Raw genomic sequence first — 14,568 nt, 5'->3', positions numbered from 1 at the left:
AGTGGTGGGCGTTTTTTTTGGGCATTCCTACTTCGATTTCGGCTTTCGACCCGGGGCCGAAGGCGGGACAAAGCCCGAAATGCGGCACTGCCACGCTTCAAACTGCCGCCCGTTGTCGAATTGGATCGTCTTGCACACGATCGCCTCCCGGCTTGCGGCCAGGGCCGTGAGGTGCTGCCTCACGGTGACAAGGGGCATGCGCATCTCCTTGGCGATCTCGAGGTCCAGGCGCTGGCCATGCTTCTTCAGGCACTGCAGGGTTTCCGTCATTGCTTGTGTCCTCGAGTTAGTGGTCAAGTGAAAACGGCCACCGACTTGGTGGCCGTTTTCGTTTCTGGCGTCCCCACGGGGATTCGAACCCCGGTTATCGCCGTGAAAGGGCGGTGTCCTAGGCCTCTAGACGATGGGGACTACTTATTTCGGGTTGGTGGAGGTAAGCGGGATCGAACCGCTGACCTCTTGCATGCCATGCAAGCGCTCTCCCAGCTGAGCTATACCCCCAACCGAGCGCGAGATTATAGCGGCTTTGGCCTTGATTCGCAAAGGATCAGGTGCCGATCGCCCTTCCGATCCGGCCAATGGCGACGTCTTTTCGCAGGGCGGCGGCGATCGCGTCGATGGCCGGCGTCTGCGTGAGGCCCGTGAGCGCGGCCCGGAACGGCATCATCACCTGCGGCATCTTCACCTTGAGGTCGGCCACGGTTTGCTTGAGCGCCGCGCTGATCGCCGGGGCGGTCCATTCGGGAAGCGCTTCGAGGCGCGCCTTCACTTCCTTCAGCACCGCCCTGCCCGCTTCATTCAGGTGTTCCTTCGCCGCATCGTCCGCATGGCTCGGCTCGGCCATCGCCATCAGGAAGGCTTCGTGGTCCGTGAGCAGTTGGAATTTCGCTCGGCCCGCTGCGGTCATCGCGACCGGATCCATCACCGAGGCGATGAACTTGTAGACCTCGGGCTTCGCGCTCTGCAGACGCCCCGCGATATCCGCGTCGGTGAGGCGCTTCAGGTACTCCGCGTTGATCCACTTGAGCTTCTCGGAGTCCCACCGCGCCGGCGAGCGGCTCACGTGCTCGAGGTCGAACCATTCGATGAGCTTCTCGCGGCTGAAGATCTCCTCGTCGCCGTGGGACCAGCCCAGGCGGGAGATGTAGTTGACCACCGCTTCGGGAAGATAGCCCTCGTCGCGGAACTGGGTGACGCTCACCGCCCCGTGGCGCTTCGAAAGCTTCTGGCCATCGTGACCGAGCAGCATCGGGACGTGGCCGAACGTGGGCGTGGGCGCGCCGAGCGCCGCATACAGGTTGATCTGGCGCGGCGTGTTGTTCACGTGATCGTCGCCGCGTATGACATGTGTAATGGACATGTCGACGTCGTCGATGACCACCGCGAAGTTGTACGTGGGCAGGCCATCGGTGCGGATGAGCACGAGATCATCGAGCTCGTCGTTGGAGACGGTGACGGTGCCCTTCACGGCGTCGTTCCACGTCACGTCGCCACTGAGCGGATTCTTGAAGCGGATGACGGGCGTGCGGCCGGCGGGCGGCGTGTCCTTCGAATCGCGCCAGCGGCGGTCGTAGCGAGGCTTCTCGCCGCGCGCGATCTGCGCTTCGCGCATCGCGTCGAGCTCTTCCTTCGAGCAATAGCAGTGGTACGCCTTGCCTTCCTTGAGCCACGTCTCCGCGACCTCGCGATACCGGTCGAGGCGCTTCATTTGATAGAACGGGCCTTCGTCCCAGTCGAGATCGAGCCACTTGAGCGACTCGAGGATCGTCTGCTCGTTCTCGAGCGTGGAGCGTTCCTGGTCCGTGTCCTCGATGCGTAGGACGAACACGCCCTTGTGGCGGCGGGCATAGGCCCAGCTGAAAAGCGCGGTGCGGGCACCACCGACATGGAGCATGCCGGTGGGACTGGGAGCGAATCGGGTTCGGATCATCCCTACATTCTAAATGTTCACGAACCCGTCTCGCCGGAGTACCGTATGGCAGAGGGCCAGTGCAGAGCCCACTCCGGAGGATTGCCAAGTGAAATTCATTCTGTCCCCGGGCATCTCGCTGATGTACCGGATCTCGAATCGCGTGAAGATGCCGCTCGCGAGCTTCCTGTACTTGATGCCTCTCGTGATCCTCTACGCGGACGTCGGCTCGCAGGCCATGGTCGGAACGCGCATCGCGATCTGGCTCTTCGTCATCGCCGCGATCTACGTGATGATCTGTTGGTACGTGCAAGCCACACTGGGGTTCAAGCACCTGACCGCGATGATCGTGAGACTCGCGAACGGTGACCTCACCTCCGGTGAGCAGGTGCAGCTGGGCGGCTCTTTCCAGAACCTGCTGACTTCCCTCCTCACCGTCAATGGCAACCTCGGCGGCATCGTGTCGAGCGTGCGTGGAACTGCGGACAAGCTCGCGGGCGCCTCCGGCGAGATCGCATCAGCGGGCGCGCACCTCACCGAGCGCACGGAGCAGCAAGCTTCCACGCTCGAGGAGACGGCTTCGGCCATGGAGGAACTCGCGCGAACCGTGGGGCAGAACGCAGACAGCTGCGGCCGGGCCTCGGTCCTCGCGCGCGGCGCCGAGGACGTGGCGCGCCGCGGAGCGTCGGCCGTGCACGGGCTCGTCGAGGGCATGGAGCGTATCGACGTCAGCTCGCGCCGCATGGGCGAGATCACGGGCGTCATCCAGGGCATCGCTTTCCAGACCAACATCCTCGCCCTGAACGCCGCAGTGGAAGCTGCCCGCGCTGGCGAGCAGGGCCGCGGATTCGCCGTCGTCGCCTCCGAAGTGCGCACGCTCGCGCAACGAAGCGCGGATGCCGCGAAGGAGATCAAGGCGCTCATCGATAAATCGAACGTGGAGGTCCGCGACGGTAACCGCCGCGCAGCCGAGGCCGGCAAGGTGATCGACGACATCGTCGCCAGCGTGCACGAGGCCGCGCAGCTCATGGGCCAGGTCGCGCTAGCCTCCTCACAGCAAAGCACCGGCGTGACGGAGATCAACCGGGCGGTGGTGCTGCTCGATGGCATCGCGCAGCAGAATGCGGCGCTTGCCCAGGAGGGCCTGCAAAGCGCCCGCTCGCTGCAGGGCCAGGCCGACGCGATGCGCATGCTCGTGCAACGATTCAAGATCGACGAGGCCACAACCGACGTGACGATCGAGCCACGGAGCGTGCGCTCTGGTAAAATGCTCGCGTTTCAGCCGGGTCGTTAGCTCAGCGGTAGAGCACTGCCTTCACACGGCAGGGGCCACTGGTTCGATCCCAGTACGACCCACCAAGAATCCGCGACTGCAAAACGGCCCCGAGTCTGGGGCCGTTTTCTTTTTGCAGGCCGGTCCCCTCTCCGCTTGTCCGTCTCCCAAGAAAGCAACCATGATCCGTGCAATTCCATTGCTGGTGCTCTCGGCGGCCCTGTTGTCGCCGCTGCTCTGCACAAGTGCGAGTGCCGCTGATCCCTGTCCGGCCGGCACGTATGAGGCGGCCGCCGGGACAGTCCGATGCAAGCCGATTCGAACCTCGTGGTCCAACGTGGAATTCGAAGTGGTCGCGCCGCTCAAGTTCGTGAAGACGTGGGAAACCGAAGGACCCGGCCGAATACTTGCGAACGACAAATTGCAGCAGCAGGCCAAGGCGTCCCAGCAACTCGTGAACCAGAATCTCGCGGCGGCTCGCCTGTACCGGGAGCAGGCGCTGAACGGCGCGGCTGGGGCCTGCGCGACTGCAAGGCAGGAAAAGAAATCCGGGCTCGCAGTGGCGGACGAGCACCTCAGGATTGCGAACAAGTGGCGGCAGGAAATAGGGGCGGGCCCGTGCCCCGAGTGAAGACCGATCCCTAGAAGCGAATCACCGGCACGATGGCGACGTACCAGCCGCCGTGTCCGTCCGTGCCCGTGTCCACGGCCAGGTCGAACCACTTCCGCGGCGAATATTGGAAGCCCACGCCGTAGGTCTTCGGATACTTCGGCCCCTGCTCGACCTCGAAGTTGAGCGTTCCGCCGTCCGGATCTGCGACGTGTCCCTTCGCGACGGCGAACGTGTCCCAGTACGTTGCGTTCACCCACACGCGCAGCGGACGACCATCCACGGTGCCATGCCATCCCGCGCGCGCCGAGGACACCACCGCCTTCAAGCGTTCATCGAAACCGATATCCGCCTTGGCCCAGTTCACGTCCAACGCGCCGAAGAAGGACTTGTACCCACCGGCGAGCGTGACCCCGAGCCCCTTCACGGTGCCTTCGATGGAAGTCGGCACAGTCGTCTGGAACCTGCGCGTTGGTCCATTGGGAAGGAGCGGCGGAAGCGTGACGTCGATATTTGTGTCGGACTTGTTCCAGATCTTTCCCACGATGCCGTAGACGTTCAGGAACGGGAGCAGCCAGACGTCGACCTTCACGTTGATGTTGTCGACGTCCGAGGTCGAGCCCAGATCGGCGTACTGGCTCACGGAGCTGGGCACCGTGCCATTGCGCCCCACGCGCACGTCGGACACTTCGATGTCGCGATTGAGCTTGTAGTAGACGAGGCCGACGCCGAAGGGCTCGGGGAGCTCGTAGCCTCGCTTGCGGGCTTCCTCGCCGAGGAAGGGGAGCGTGCGGGGCTCGTCTTGTGCAATTGCTGACTGCCCAAGGGCGCAAAGTAAGACTAGTCCGAAGGTGTTTCTCATTCGCTGCTCCAATCGTTGTTCTGATGTCCGGAGAGGACCGCTGGTGTCGGCGAATCGATGAGAAGAACGCTTTCTAGGGGCAGTCATTCAGGTTGTCTGGCTCGTCAATGTTTCGAGTGGGTGAAATGCACTCGGCTGTGGTGATCAACGAAGTGCACACACGAAATGATCCCACCAGAATTGCGGATTCGGAATCACCCGATGTCGTCGTAATCGGCTCCACATCGACCCTGTTGAAGTTGCCGCCAGGCGAAAGCGAAAAATTAGCACTGCCTGGGTAGTTCACTTCTGCTGGGTTTGTCGGAATGGCTGGGTTCCTGTTCTGGCACGCAGCCTTGATGATCTGCGACCCCACCTGAGTCCCTGACAGGTAGAACGTAAACCGTACCCGCTCGAAGCGAGTTGCACCGCCGGAAGTTCCGAAATCCACCAGCGTGATGCCGAGGGATCTTGCAATTGCCGTGTTGAATCGGAGAAATTCATCGGACGCGCTGTTAACTGTCGCGTTTGTGGCTGAGGTGCTTCCGCCACCGATAGTGCCGATTCCCGATCCACGGGCGCCCTCGGTAAAGGAGATGTCTCGCGCGCTTGATCCGAATGCCTGTACCGACACGGCCGAGCCACCAGCGCCAAAGGTCAAGCTCTGATCGAAGGTATTGTTGTTGACCGCAACTCCGACCGCAGCTTCAACCGTAGCTCTGTTGAACGTAGAGGATCCAGCGGTGGCCAGCGGCAGCGAGGCACTTGCTCCCCAATCTCTAGCACCAAGACCGGCCTTGCCGACGAGTTCCGCGAGAGTCATATACCGAATCACGTCGTCAAAATGGCTGACTGCTGTTGGCGGTACATCGACTGTGCGCTCGGAACCGAAAAAGGTATTGCCTGTGCGGGTGGCATTGGTCGCCTCCCGGCCGGTCGCGGCCAAATCGCCAAGCACAGCAGTGCCATCCCGCATGACCCCCCCGTATCCTGTCGGACCGTGGCTTATCAGAGCAAAGGCCACGTAGAGCTTGTCGGCTCCGTCGCCTTGAATCAGCAGGGTCGTCCGCGCTCCTGTCGTCGTGGCGGTATTGAACGCCGCTGGCGGATTGCCATGCTCGTCAGGCTTCGTTCGATCGCCTTGACACAAGTAGCTCGACGAAAGGTTGGCGACAGCCGCATTGTTCGCTATCGCGGGATGGGGATTGCTATTGCAGTCGACGAGACTGGCGCCTCGTGCTCGCGTAAGGCCATTCGCTCCCGAGGCCACACGATAAGAAATCAGTCGCCCCCATCCGTCAGTCGCAGTGTCAACGGAAATTCCCAGTGTCGACCATGGGACAACCCCTGCGGTTGCGTCACAGGAACTCGGACCGGTCGAGGCCGCGATTCCTGTAGCAGCGGATCCCACCGCCGGGCAGGGAAGCGCCTCCTGCTTGCTTGCATACGCAACGAGTGCGGTCGAGACAAGGTCGAGATTTCGTTGGGTAGCCGCCTCACCCTCCATGCCGACGCCGGGAGCCGAAAGAGCGCGAACGAAAAGTAGAGTGGCAACAAGCGTGACAAGGACTAGCACCGTAACGGCGAGGACGAATCCGCGCTGGCCTCGCCGAGTGACGCTGCTTCTCACTAGTGTGCCCGTGGACCGAGTTGCGCCTTGGCAGCGACAGCAAGAATCGTGGGCCGGAGAACGAAGTCATCGAAGTGATCCGCATCCGCCTTGAAAACCTGAAAATCGTCAACGTAGACCGACCCCGCCAACGCTTGGTCGTTGGCATTGTTGGCCTCGAGGGTTCCAATTCCGGACGCATCTAAGAGAATTCCCTCGCTGTTCCGACCTCTGGCCCTGTTTTCACCATGGCTAATAACTACATACGCCGCCCCTGTGTTCGAGGGATTGGCGGGATCCATGATCAGGGTCAGAGTCGAACTTAGGTTCCGCACCGAGAGCCCGCGGGTGACGGTTGCGTTTGCAGGGGAGGTACAGTTGGATGCCAAGAACGGCGGCGTGAGGCAGGCTGCGTTGCAGTATCCGGTGCCGGCTACCAAGGTGACCGCACCCGAACTACCCCCAGGATCGCAGGCCGTCATATTCATCGAACTCTGACGGATAAACTCCGGGGCGACGCGATAGGTGAGCCGCGCCCCCCAGCCATCGGTTGCGTCGGACTCCGAAAGACCTAGCGAACGCCATGGCACAACGCCGTTTGTCTGCAAACCGGCCCCTCCGACGTTGCATGTGTAGTTGGGCGGGGCAGACATGTCGATGCGCTCGAGTCCCGCGTTGGCGTTCGCCGAGGTCATCGCACCGTCCGCCGGGCAGGGAAGGCGCAGATTCTTGGAAACGAACAGCGCTAGAGCCGTCTCAACATTGGCCAGCTTGTTCCGCGTTTCCGCTCGGCGCTGGTTTCCAATCATCGAGCTCGTGATCCCGATCAACATCACGAGCAGCAAGCCCATGATGATCAGGACAACGCCGATCTCAACGAGCGTGAAACCAGAGGCGCGAGCACGGAATCCGGGGGTATGCATTCCTTGGATTCTACTGTAGGTGGGCAACGTTACCGCCTGCAGCTTGTCGTAGGCGTCGCTCGTCCATGTCGCATCCGGCCCGCGTGCCGCTTCATCACGGCTTCCCGGAAGGGCGTAGAGGACCTTCACCACGGTCTTGCCGCGCTTCTCAACCTCACCCCGCGCTCCTGCTCGATCGCGTCGATCTCCGCGGTAGCCTTGGCCGCCGCCTCACACAGCCTCGAACGTCTTCTTGTCCTCAGCCAGGAGACACGCCGCTCGCATTAATAGGTGATCGCAACAACCTTGTTGCCGCTGGACGACCTCATGCACCATGGGGCCTTCCCGTCGATCGCGAGGAGCCGGACGATGGAATGGATCGCCGACCCGACCATCTGGATTGGCCTGCTGACGCTGATCGGTCTCGAGATTGTTCTCGGGATCGACAACCTGGTGTTCATCGCCATCCTCTCTGACAAGCTGGCGCCGGAGCATCGGCAGCGCGCTCGCCTCATCGGCCTGTCGCTCGCGCTGGTGATGCGCCTGGGCCTGCTCGCCGCCATCAGCTGGGTGATGTCGCTCAACGAACCCGTCCTGAGCTTCTGGCGCCTCTCGTTGTCATGGCGGGATCTCATCCTCATCGCGGGCGGGGCGTTCCTGCTGGTCAAGGCGACCACGGAGATCCACGAGCGCGTGGAATCGCGCGCGCAGGGGGATTCCGGCGGTGCGGCGGCGCACGCGAAGTTCTGGCCCGTGGTGGCCCAGATCGTGGCGCTCGACCTCGTGTTCTCGCTCGACTCGGTGATCACCGCGGTCGGCATGGTGGACGAGCTCTACGTGATGATGACGGCCGTCGTCGTCGCGGTCATCGCGATGCTGGTGGCCGCTCGACCGCTCACGAACTTCATCACCGCGCGCCCGACGCTCATCATCCTGTGCCTGAGCTTCCTGCTGATGATCGGCCTGGTCCTGGTGGTCGATGGCCTGGGCATGCACGTGCCCAAGGGCTACGTCTACGCGGCGATGGGCTTCTCGATCCTGGTCGAAACGATCAACCAGCTCGCATCGCGCAAGGAGCGGCGTGCGGCCGGCAAGAAACGACTGACGCGGCCGCAAGTCGCCGACGCGGTCTTGCGCCTCCTCGGCAGCGCGCCTGCGCCCGCGCAAGCCGCGCCGGCCGGCGAGACGATGTTCGGCGCGGCCGAGCGCCGCCTGGTGGGCGGCGTGCTGGGCCTCGCGGACCGGCAGGTCAGCGCCGTAATGACGCCGAGCCACCAGGTGGCCTGGCTCGATCCGGCAGACCCGAACCTGCTCGCCACGCTGCGCGCGAGTTCGCATCGCGAGTTTCCGGTTGGCCGCTCGATTCAGATGATGCAGGGCGTGGTGCGCAAGGAAGACATCCTCGCGCAATGCATCGACGGCAAGGCCATCGCACTGGAGGCCTTGGCGCGATCGGTGCCGACGATCTCCGCGCAAGCCTCGGTGCTCGACACGCTGGTCCAGTTCAAGCGCTCTACCGCCGAAATGATGTTCGTCGTCGATCAGCACGGGAACTTCCACGGCCTCGTGACGCGCGCCGACTTGCTGCAAGCCATCGCGGGCGAGTTCCCGCACGAGGGCGCGCAGGGCTGACGGCCTGTTATCCTTTGGCGTCAGTCGAAGCGGCGTGTCGCATGCTCCCCGAAGCCCTGTCTGTCCTCCTCGCACTGCCCTTCGCGGGAAGCTTCGCTGCGGCGCTCTTCCCCGCGCAGGCCCGCAAGCGCGCCGCGTGGTTCGCGGGCGCGGTGGCGTTGGCCGCACACGTGCTCGCGTGGACCGCTCACGGGTCGATGGCACAAGGCGAGATCGTGCGGCTGTCATTGCCCTGGGTGCCCACGCTCGGCCTCGAGTTCACGCTGCGCCTCGACGGCTTCGCGTGGGTGTTCGCGCTGCTCGTCACGGGCATGGGCTTCCTCGTGGTCCTCTATGCCCGGTACTACATGTCGGCGTCGGACCCGGTGCCGCGATTCTTCTCCTACTTCCTCGCCTTCATGGGCGCGATGCTCGGCGTGGTGCTGTCGGGCAACCTCGTCCAGCTCGTCTTCTTCTGGGAGCTCACCAGCCTCTGTTCGTTCCTGCTCATCGGGTATTGGCACCGCAACGCCGCGGCGCGAGAGGGGGCGCGAATCGCGGTGGTCATCACTTCCGCCGGAGGCCTGTGCCTCCTCGCGGGCGTCCTGATCCTCGGGCGGATCGCCGGCAGCTACGACCTGGATGCGGTGTTCGCCGCACGCGAGGCCATCCAGGCCGACTCGCTCTATCTGCCGGCGCTGCTGCTCGTGCTCGCGGGCGCGCTCACCAAGAGCGCGCAGTTTCCTTTTCACTTCTGGCTGCCCCACGCGATGTCCGCGCCCACGCCCGTGTCTGCGTTCCTGCACTCGGCGTCCATGGTGAAGCTCGGCGTGTTCCTCATGGCGAGGCTGTGGCCCGTCCTCGCCGGCACCGAGGCGTGGATGTGGATCGTCGGATCCGCGGGCCTCATCACGCTCGTGCTGGGGGCCTACGTCGCGATCTTCCAGCACGACCTCAAGGGCCTGCTCGCCTACTCGACCGTGAGCCACCTCGGGTTGATCACGGTGCTGCTGGGCCTCAACACGCCGCTGGGTGTCGTCGCGGCGGTGTTCCACATGCTCAACCACGCGACCTTCAAGGCTTCGCTCTTCATGGCCGCGGGCATCGTGGACCATGAGACGGGCACGCGGGACATTCGCCGCCTCTCCGGCCTCTACCGGTTCATGCCGATCACCGCGACGCTCGCGACGGTCGCAGCAGCAGCGATGGCCGGCGTGCCGCTGCTCAACGGATTCCTCTCCAAGGAGATGTTCTTCTCGGAAGCGCTCAGCGTGGAAGGGCCGGTCCGTTCCATCGACGCGGCGATTCCGTACCTCGCGGTGGCGTGGGGCGTTTTCAGCGTCTGCTATTCCACCCGCTTCATCCACGGCGTGTTCCTGGGCCCGCCGCCGGAGGGGCTGTCGCGCACGCCGCAAGAGCCGCCGCGCTGGATGCGCTTTCCCATCGAGCTCCTGGTGCTCGGCTGCCTCGCCGTGGGCATCCTCCCGGCCCTCACGATCGGCCCTTTCCTCGACATCGCGGCGCGCTCGATCCTGGGCACGCGAACCCCTGAATACAACCTCTCGGCATGGCATGGACTCACCACGCCTTTCCTGATGAGCCTGGGCGCGCTCGCGGGCGGCATCCTCCTCTATATCGTGTTGCGGCGGCGGTTCACGGGCGGCGACGCCTCGGTGTCGCTCATGCCGCGCATCGACAGCCGCAGCGCGTTCGATCACCTCTTCGTGATGCTGACGCGCGGATGGCCGCGCGCGGTGGAACGCTACGCGGGCACGCAACGCCTCCAGACCCAACTGCGCTGGCTCGCGCTCGTGGCCCTCGCCGCGGGAACCTGGCCGGTGTGGAATCGCGGGCTCGCCCCGGGACCCCTCGCGGCGACGCCCATCGACGCGCCGCTCGCGATCTCCTGCGCCGTCGGCGCCGCCTGCGCCGTTGCCGCGGCGTGGCAAGCGCGCTTCCATCGCTTCGCGGCACTCCTGCTCGCGGGCGGCGCGGGCCTCGCCGTTTGCCTCGTGTTCGTTCGCATGGCGGCCCCCGACCTCGCGCTCACGCAGCTCCTGATCGAGATCGTCACCACCGTGCTCCTGATGCTGGGCCTGCGCTGGCTGCCCAAGCGCAGCGAATCCCTGTCGACGCCGGCCGCGGCTCGGGCATCGCGGCTGCGACGCGGCCGGGACTTCGGCGTGGCGGCCGCCTGCGGCGCAGGGCTCGCGACACTGGCCTATTCCGTGATGACGCGTCCGCTGCCCGACCAGGCGATCTCGCGGTTCTTCGTGGAGCACGCGCTTCCCGATGGCGGTGGACTCAACGTCGTCAACGTGATCATCGTGGACTTCCGCGGATTCGACACACTGGGCGAGATCACGGTGCTCGCGGTCGTGGGTCTCACGGTCTATGCGCTGCTGCGGCGGTTCCGCCCGGCGCACGAGAGCCTCGCGATCCCGCCGCGCCAGAAGGTCCGCGCGGACGCCGACGAGGTCATGCTCGTGCCGAGCGTGGTCACGCGGCTCATGTTTCCCATGATCGCCGTGCTCGCGGTGTACCTGCTCTGGCGCGGACACAACTCCCCGGGCGGTGGTTTCGCCGCCGGCGTCGCGCTCGCGATCGGCGTGGTCCTGCAGTACCTGGCGGGCGGCACGCGCTGGGCCGAGAACCGGCTCGCCATACGGCCGATGCGCTGGATCGGCAGCGGCCTGCTGCTCGCGGCGGCCACGGGCGCGGGCGCGTGGCTCTTCGGCCATCCCTTCCTCACTTCGCACACCGCGCACATCACGCTGCCGATCCTGGGCGAATTGCACGTCCCTTCGGCGCTGCTCTTCGACCTCGGCGTCTTCTCGCTTGTCGTGGGCGCGACGGGCCTGTTGCTCATTGCGCTCGCCCACCAGGGCACGAGGCATCCATGGAACTGATCGTGGCCCTGCTGATCGGCGTGCTCACGGGCTCCGGGGTGTGGCTCGTCCTTCGGCCGCGCACGTTCCAGGTGATCATCGGCCTGGCGTTGATCTCCTATGGCGTGAACCTCTTCATCTTCGTGATGGGATGGGTGCGCAACGGATTGCCCCCGATCGTGGACGCCGCCGGAACGCCGGACTTCTCTCGCTTCGCCGACCCGCTGCCGCAGGCGCTCGTGCTCACCGCCATCGTGATCGGCTTCGCCACCACCGCGTTGCTCCTGGTGGTGTTGCTCGCCGCCCGCGGCCTCACGGACACCGACCACGTCGACGGACAGGAGCGCGAGGAATGAACTGGGCCGCGCACCTGCCCATCCTTCCGGTCCTGCTGCCTCTCGCGACCGGGGCCGCGCTGCTGCTGCTCGATGCGCGTACCTCGCGCATGAAAGCGGGCGTGGGCCTGGCCTCGGTCTTCGTGCAACTCATCGCCGCCGTGGCGTTGCTGCGGCTCGCCGACGCGCCCGCCCCGACGGTGTACGCGCTCGGCAACTGGCCCGCACCCTTCGGCATCGTGCTCGTGGCCGACCGCCTGGCCGCGGTGATGGTCCTGCTCACGACGCTGCTCGGTGCGGCCGCGCTGGTCTTCTCGCTCGCGCGCTGGCACGGCACCGGCCGATTCCCCGCCCTGCTGCAATTCCTGCTCATGGGACTCAACGGCGCCTTCCTCACCGGCGACCTCTTCAACCTGTTCGTGTTCTTCGAGCTGCTGCTGGTCGCCTCCTACGGCCTCGCGCTGCATGGCTCGGGAGTCGCGCGCGTGCGGGCGAGCCTGCACTACATCGTGGTGAACCTCGCGGCCTCGCTCCTCTTCCTCGTCGGGGTGAGCCTCATCTACGGCGTCACCGGCACGCTCAACATGGCGCAGCTCGTCGAGCGCATCCCCGAGGTAGCGGTGGCGGACCGGGCGATCCTGGAGTCCGGTGCCGCGATCCTCGCCATCGCATTCCTCGTGAAGGCCGCGGTCTGGCCGCTGGGTTTCTGGCTGCCCGCGACCTACGCGGCCGCGAGCGCTCCCGCAGCCGCGCTGTTCGCGATCCTCAGCAAGGTCGGGGTTTACGCGGTGCTCCGCCTGTATCTGCTTTTCTTCGGCGGCCAGGCCGGAAGCGAACTGCTCTTCTACGGTGGGATTGCGACCGGTGTCTTCGGCGCGGCAGGCATGCTCGCGGCGCAGGGCCTCGGCGGTGTCGCGGCATCCAGCCTGGTGGTTTCGTCCGGCACCCTGCTCGCGGCCATCAGCCGCTCCGACGCGGGAGTCACATCCGGCGCGCTCTTCTATCTCGTGGGTTCCACCCTCGGACTCGCGGCGCTCTTCATGCTCGTCGAGCTCGTGCAGCGCGCACGCGCGCCCGGCGCCGACGTCCTCGCCGTAACGGGCGAAGCGTTCGGCATCGACAACGACGAGGAACCCGGGGAAGGCTCGGGACCGGCCATCCCGGCCACCATGGCGTTGCTCGGCGTCGCATTCCTGGGCTGCACATTGCAGCTCGCGGGCATGCCGCCGCTGCCCGCGTTCCTCGCCAAGGTGAGCATGTTGTCCGCGGTACTGGCGCCGACTCCGGTGGAGGGGCCCGCCTGGGTACTGCTCGCGCTGCTGCTCGTTACGGGCTTGGCGGCGCTCGTCGCCCTCGCTCGCGCCGGTGTTGCGATCTTCTGGGCGGAGGCAAGCGCCGTGCCGCGAGTGCTGCTCATCGAGCTCGCGCCGATCGCCGCACTCCTCGCCCTGTGTCTTGCACTCACCATCGCGGCCGGCCCCGCCATGCGCTACTTCCAGGATGCGGCGGACGCGCTGCACTCGCCCAAGGCCTACGTGGACGCGGTGCTTCCCCGGCGATGAAGATCTTCCTCACCCTCCTCGCGCTCTGGCTCGCGCTGAACGAATCGCTGGCACCGGGGCACATCCTGCTCGGCGCCGCCATCGCCGGACTCGGACTCGCGTCATTACGCAGATTGCAGGGCAGGACGGGCGCCGTTCGCCGCCCCATGACGGCCCTCCTGCTTCTGCTTCGCGTCGTCATCGATGTGCTGCGCTCCAACGTCGCCGTCGCGCGCATCGTGCTTGGCCTGGGCCCGGCGCGGCGCGCCGCCGGGTTTCTTGCCGTGCCGCTTGAATTGCGCGCCCCCGCCGGCCTCGCCGCGCTCGCCTGCATCGTGACCGCGACACCGGGCACGAGCTGGGCGCTCTACGACCGCGAAGGAAACATCCTCACCCTCCACGTCCTCGACCTCGCCGACGGCGAAGCGCTGGCAAGCGAGATCAAGCAGCGTTATGAACGCCCCCTCATGGAGATCTTCGAATGAGCCTCGCGCCCCTCACCGGCCTCATCCCCCTGGCCCAGGTCCTGCTCGCTCTCGCCCTGGCGTTCGCCCTGGTGCGACTGCTGCTCGGCCCGCAGGCCCAGGACCGCGTGCTCGCCCTCGATACGCTCTACGTGAACGCGATGCTTCTGGTGCTGACTTTCGGAGTGGCCGCGGACACGCGGACCTATTTCGAAGCCGCGCTCGTGATCGGCGTGCTCGGATTCGTCTCGACGGCGGCAGCGGCCAAGTTCCTCCTGCGCGGCGAGGTGATCGAATGACCGACCTCGCGGCATTGCTGGTCTTCCTCGGGGCGCTGGTGGCTTTCGTGGGATCGCTGGGTTTGCTGCGGCTGCCCACGTTCTTCGAACGGATGCATCCGCCCACCATGGGCTCCACCGTGGGAACCCTGCTGATTCTCGCCGGCTCGATGCTGCACTTCGGGCTGCTCGAGTCGCGCCTCGTGCTTCACGAGATCCTGATCGCCGTGTTCGTCACCTTCAGCACGCCGGTGACCTACCAGCTCCTGGGGCGCGCGGCGCTCATGCGTCCGACCGCGTAGGGCAA

At 65.4% G+C, this 14,568-nt stretch carries 14 protein-coding genes and 3 tRNA genes; 10 read left to right on the top strand and 7 right to left on the bottom strand.

What is annotated here, in order from left to right; all coding sequences use genetic code 11:
* Positions 1-27: 27 nt before the first annotated feature.
* From DSM104440_RS08305 to gltX, 4 genes are all read right to left on the bottom strand, one after another.
* Positions 28-270, bottom strand: a complete 243-nt coding sequence (locus DSM104440_RS08305) for an ArsR family transcriptional regulator (RefSeq protein ID WP_171161542.1) — start codon at positions 268-270, stop codon at positions 28-30.
* A gap of 65 nt (positions 271-335) precedes the next feature.
* Positions 336-411: transfer RNA gene (locus DSM104440_RS08300), tRNA-Glu, on the bottom strand.
* 14 nt (positions 412-425) lie between these two features.
* Positions 426-501, bottom strand: a tRNA-Ala gene (locus tag DSM104440_RS08295).
* Between the two features lie 46 nt (positions 502-547).
* Positions 548-1,930 carry a glutamate--tRNA ligase gene (gene gltX / locus DSM104440_RS08290; protein WP_171161541.1) on the bottom strand — a complete coding sequence of 461 codons (1,383 nt, stop codon included), beginning with the start codon at positions 1,928-1,930 and terminating at the stop codon, positions 548-550.
* 88 nt (positions 1,931-2,018) lie between these two features.
* Between gltX and DSM104440_RS08285 the strand changes: the two genes are divergently transcribed.
* From DSM104440_RS08285 to DSM104440_RS08275, 3 genes are all read left to right on the top strand, one after another.
* Entirely contained in the window at positions 2,019-3,203 is a 1,185-nt protein-coding gene (locus DSM104440_RS08285; protein ID WP_171161540.1) for a methyl-accepting chemotaxis protein, read from the top strand.
* Positions 3,194-3,268 (top strand) — tRNA-Val (locus tag DSM104440_RS08280). The genes DSM104440_RS08285 and DSM104440_RS08280 overlap by 10 nt, the downstream gene beginning before the upstream one ends.
* Positions 3,269-3,363: 95 nt before the next feature.
* A complete protein-coding gene (locus tag DSM104440_RS08275) occupies positions 3,364-3,813 on the top strand; it encodes a hypothetical protein (protein WP_171161539.1) in 450 nt (149 codons plus the stop codon).
* A gap of 10 nt (positions 3,814-3,823) precedes the next feature.
* Here DSM104440_RS08275 and DSM104440_RS08270 read toward each other — a convergent pair whose 3' ends face one another.
* From DSM104440_RS08270 to DSM104440_RS08260, 3 genes are all read right to left on the bottom strand, one after another.
* On the bottom strand, positions 3,824-4,654 hold the full coding sequence (locus tag DSM104440_RS08270; protein ID WP_171161538.1) for a hypothetical protein: 831 nt from the start codon (positions 4,652-4,654) through the stop codon (positions 3,824-3,826).
* A gap of 73 nt (positions 4,655-4,727) precedes the next feature.
* The gene (locus DSM104440_RS08265) at positions 4,728-5,609 is read right to left on the bottom strand and encodes a hypothetical protein (protein WP_171161537.1); all 882 of its coding nucleotides are present in this window, start codon (positions 5,607-5,609) and stop codon (positions 4,728-4,730) included.
* A 653-nt stretch (positions 5,610-6,262) separates the two neighbouring features.
* Positions 6,263-7,294: a type II secretion system protein gene (locus tag DSM104440_RS08260; RefSeq protein WP_171161536.1), complete on the bottom strand. Its 1,032-nt coding sequence runs from the start codon at positions 7,292-7,294 to the stop codon at positions 6,263-6,265.
* A gap of 219 nt (positions 7,295-7,513) precedes the next feature.
* On the opposite strand from DSM104440_RS08260, the gene DSM104440_RS08255 reads away from it, so the two are divergent.
* The 7 genes from DSM104440_RS08255 to mnhG are packed head-to-tail and all read left to right on the top strand — an operon-like array spanning position 7,514 to position 14,563.
* Entirely contained in the window at positions 7,514-8,776 is a 1,263-nt protein-coding gene (locus DSM104440_RS08255) for a TerC family protein (RefSeq protein WP_171161535.1), read from the top strand.
* A gap of 41 nt (positions 8,777-8,817) precedes the next feature.
* The gene (locus tag DSM104440_RS08250; protein WP_171161534.1) at positions 8,818-11,664 is read left to right on the top strand and encodes a monovalent cation/H+ antiporter subunit A; all 2,847 of its coding nucleotides are present in this window, start codon (positions 8,818-8,820) and stop codon (positions 11,662-11,664) included.
* Entirely contained in the window at positions 11,655-11,999 is a 345-nt protein-coding gene (locus DSM104440_RS08245; RefSeq protein ID WP_171161533.1) for a Na+/H+ antiporter subunit C, read from the top strand. Before DSM104440_RS08250 ends, DSM104440_RS08245 begins: the two co-directional genes overlap by 10 nt.
* Positions 11,996-13,540: a monovalent cation/H+ antiporter subunit D gene (locus DSM104440_RS08240; protein ID WP_171161532.1), complete on the top strand. Its 1,545-nt coding sequence runs from the start codon at positions 11,996-11,998 to the stop codon at positions 13,538-13,540. The genes DSM104440_RS08245 and DSM104440_RS08240 overlap by 4 nt, the downstream gene beginning before the upstream one ends.
* Positions 13,537-14,004: a Na+/H+ antiporter subunit E gene (locus DSM104440_RS08235; RefSeq protein WP_171161531.1), complete on the top strand. Its 468-nt coding sequence runs from the start codon at positions 13,537-13,539 to the stop codon at positions 14,002-14,004. The genes DSM104440_RS08240 and DSM104440_RS08235 overlap by 4 nt, the downstream gene beginning before the upstream one ends.
* Entirely contained in the window at positions 14,001-14,282 is a 282-nt protein-coding gene (locus tag DSM104440_RS08230; RefSeq protein ID WP_171161530.1) for a K+/H+ antiporter subunit F, read from the top strand. The genes DSM104440_RS08235 and DSM104440_RS08230 overlap by 4 nt, the downstream gene beginning before the upstream one ends.
* Positions 14,279-14,563, top strand: coding sequence for a monovalent cation/H(+) antiporter subunit G (mnhG, locus tag DSM104440_RS08225; protein WP_171161529.1), 285 nt, complete (start codon positions 14,279-14,281; stop codon positions 14,561-14,563). Before DSM104440_RS08230 ends, mnhG begins: the two co-directional genes overlap by 4 nt.
* Positions 14,564-14,568 lie beyond the last annotated feature (5 nt).

The organism is Usitatibacter palustris (assembly GCF_013003985.1).
In the GTDB taxonomy this organism is placed as follows: domain Bacteria; phylum Pseudomonadota; class Gammaproteobacteria; order Burkholderiales; family Usitatibacteraceae; genus Usitatibacter; species Usitatibacter palustris.
The sequence above is the reverse complement of the archived record's forward strand: the minus strand, read 5'-3'. Positions and strand labels throughout refer to the sequence as shown.

Coding starts and splice junctions, on each gene's coding strand:
- DSM104440_RS08305 (WP_171161542.1), bottom strand. CDS start 270: ATGACGGAAACCCTGCAGTGCCTGAAGAAGCATGGCCAGCGCCTGGAC.
- gltX (WP_171161541.1), bottom strand. CDS start 1,930: ATGATCCGAACCCGATTCGCTCCCAGTCCCACCGGCATGCTCCATGTC.
- DSM104440_RS08275 (WP_171161539.1), top strand. CDS start 3,364: ATGATCCGTGCAATTCCATTGCTGGTGCTCTCGGCGGCCCTGTTGTCG.
- DSM104440_RS08270 (WP_171161538.1), bottom strand. CDS start 4,654: ATGAGAAACACCTTCGGACTAGTCTTACTTTGCGCCCTTGGGCAGTCA.
- DSM104440_RS08265 (WP_171161537.1), bottom strand. CDS start 5,609: ATGCGGGATGGCACTGCTGTGCTTGGCGATTTGGCCGCGACCGGCCGG.
- DSM104440_RS08255 (WP_171161535.1), top strand. CDS start 7,514: ATGGAATGGATCGCCGACCCGACCATCTGGATTGGCCTGCTGACGCTG.
- DSM104440_RS08250 (WP_171161534.1), top strand. CDS start 8,818: ATGCTCCCCGAAGCCCTGTCTGTCCTCCTCGCACTGCCCTTCGCGGGA.
- DSM104440_RS08245 (WP_171161533.1), top strand. CDS start 11,655: ATGGAACTGATCGTGGCCCTGCTGATCGGCGTGCTCACGGGCTCCGGG.
- DSM104440_RS08240 (WP_171161532.1), top strand. CDS start 11,996: ATGAACTGGGCCGCGCACCTGCCCATCCTTCCGGTCCTGCTGCCTCTC.
- DSM104440_RS08235 (WP_171161531.1), top strand. CDS start 13,537: ATGAAGATCTTCCTCACCCTCCTCGCGCTCTGGCTCGCGCTGAACGAA.
- DSM104440_RS08230 (WP_171161530.1), top strand. CDS start 14,001: ATGAGCCTCGCGCCCCTCACCGGCCTCATCCCCCTGGCCCAGGTCCTG.
- mnhG (WP_171161529.1), top strand. CDS start 14,279: ATGACCGACCTCGCGGCATTGCTGGTCTTCCTCGGGGCGCTGGTGGCT.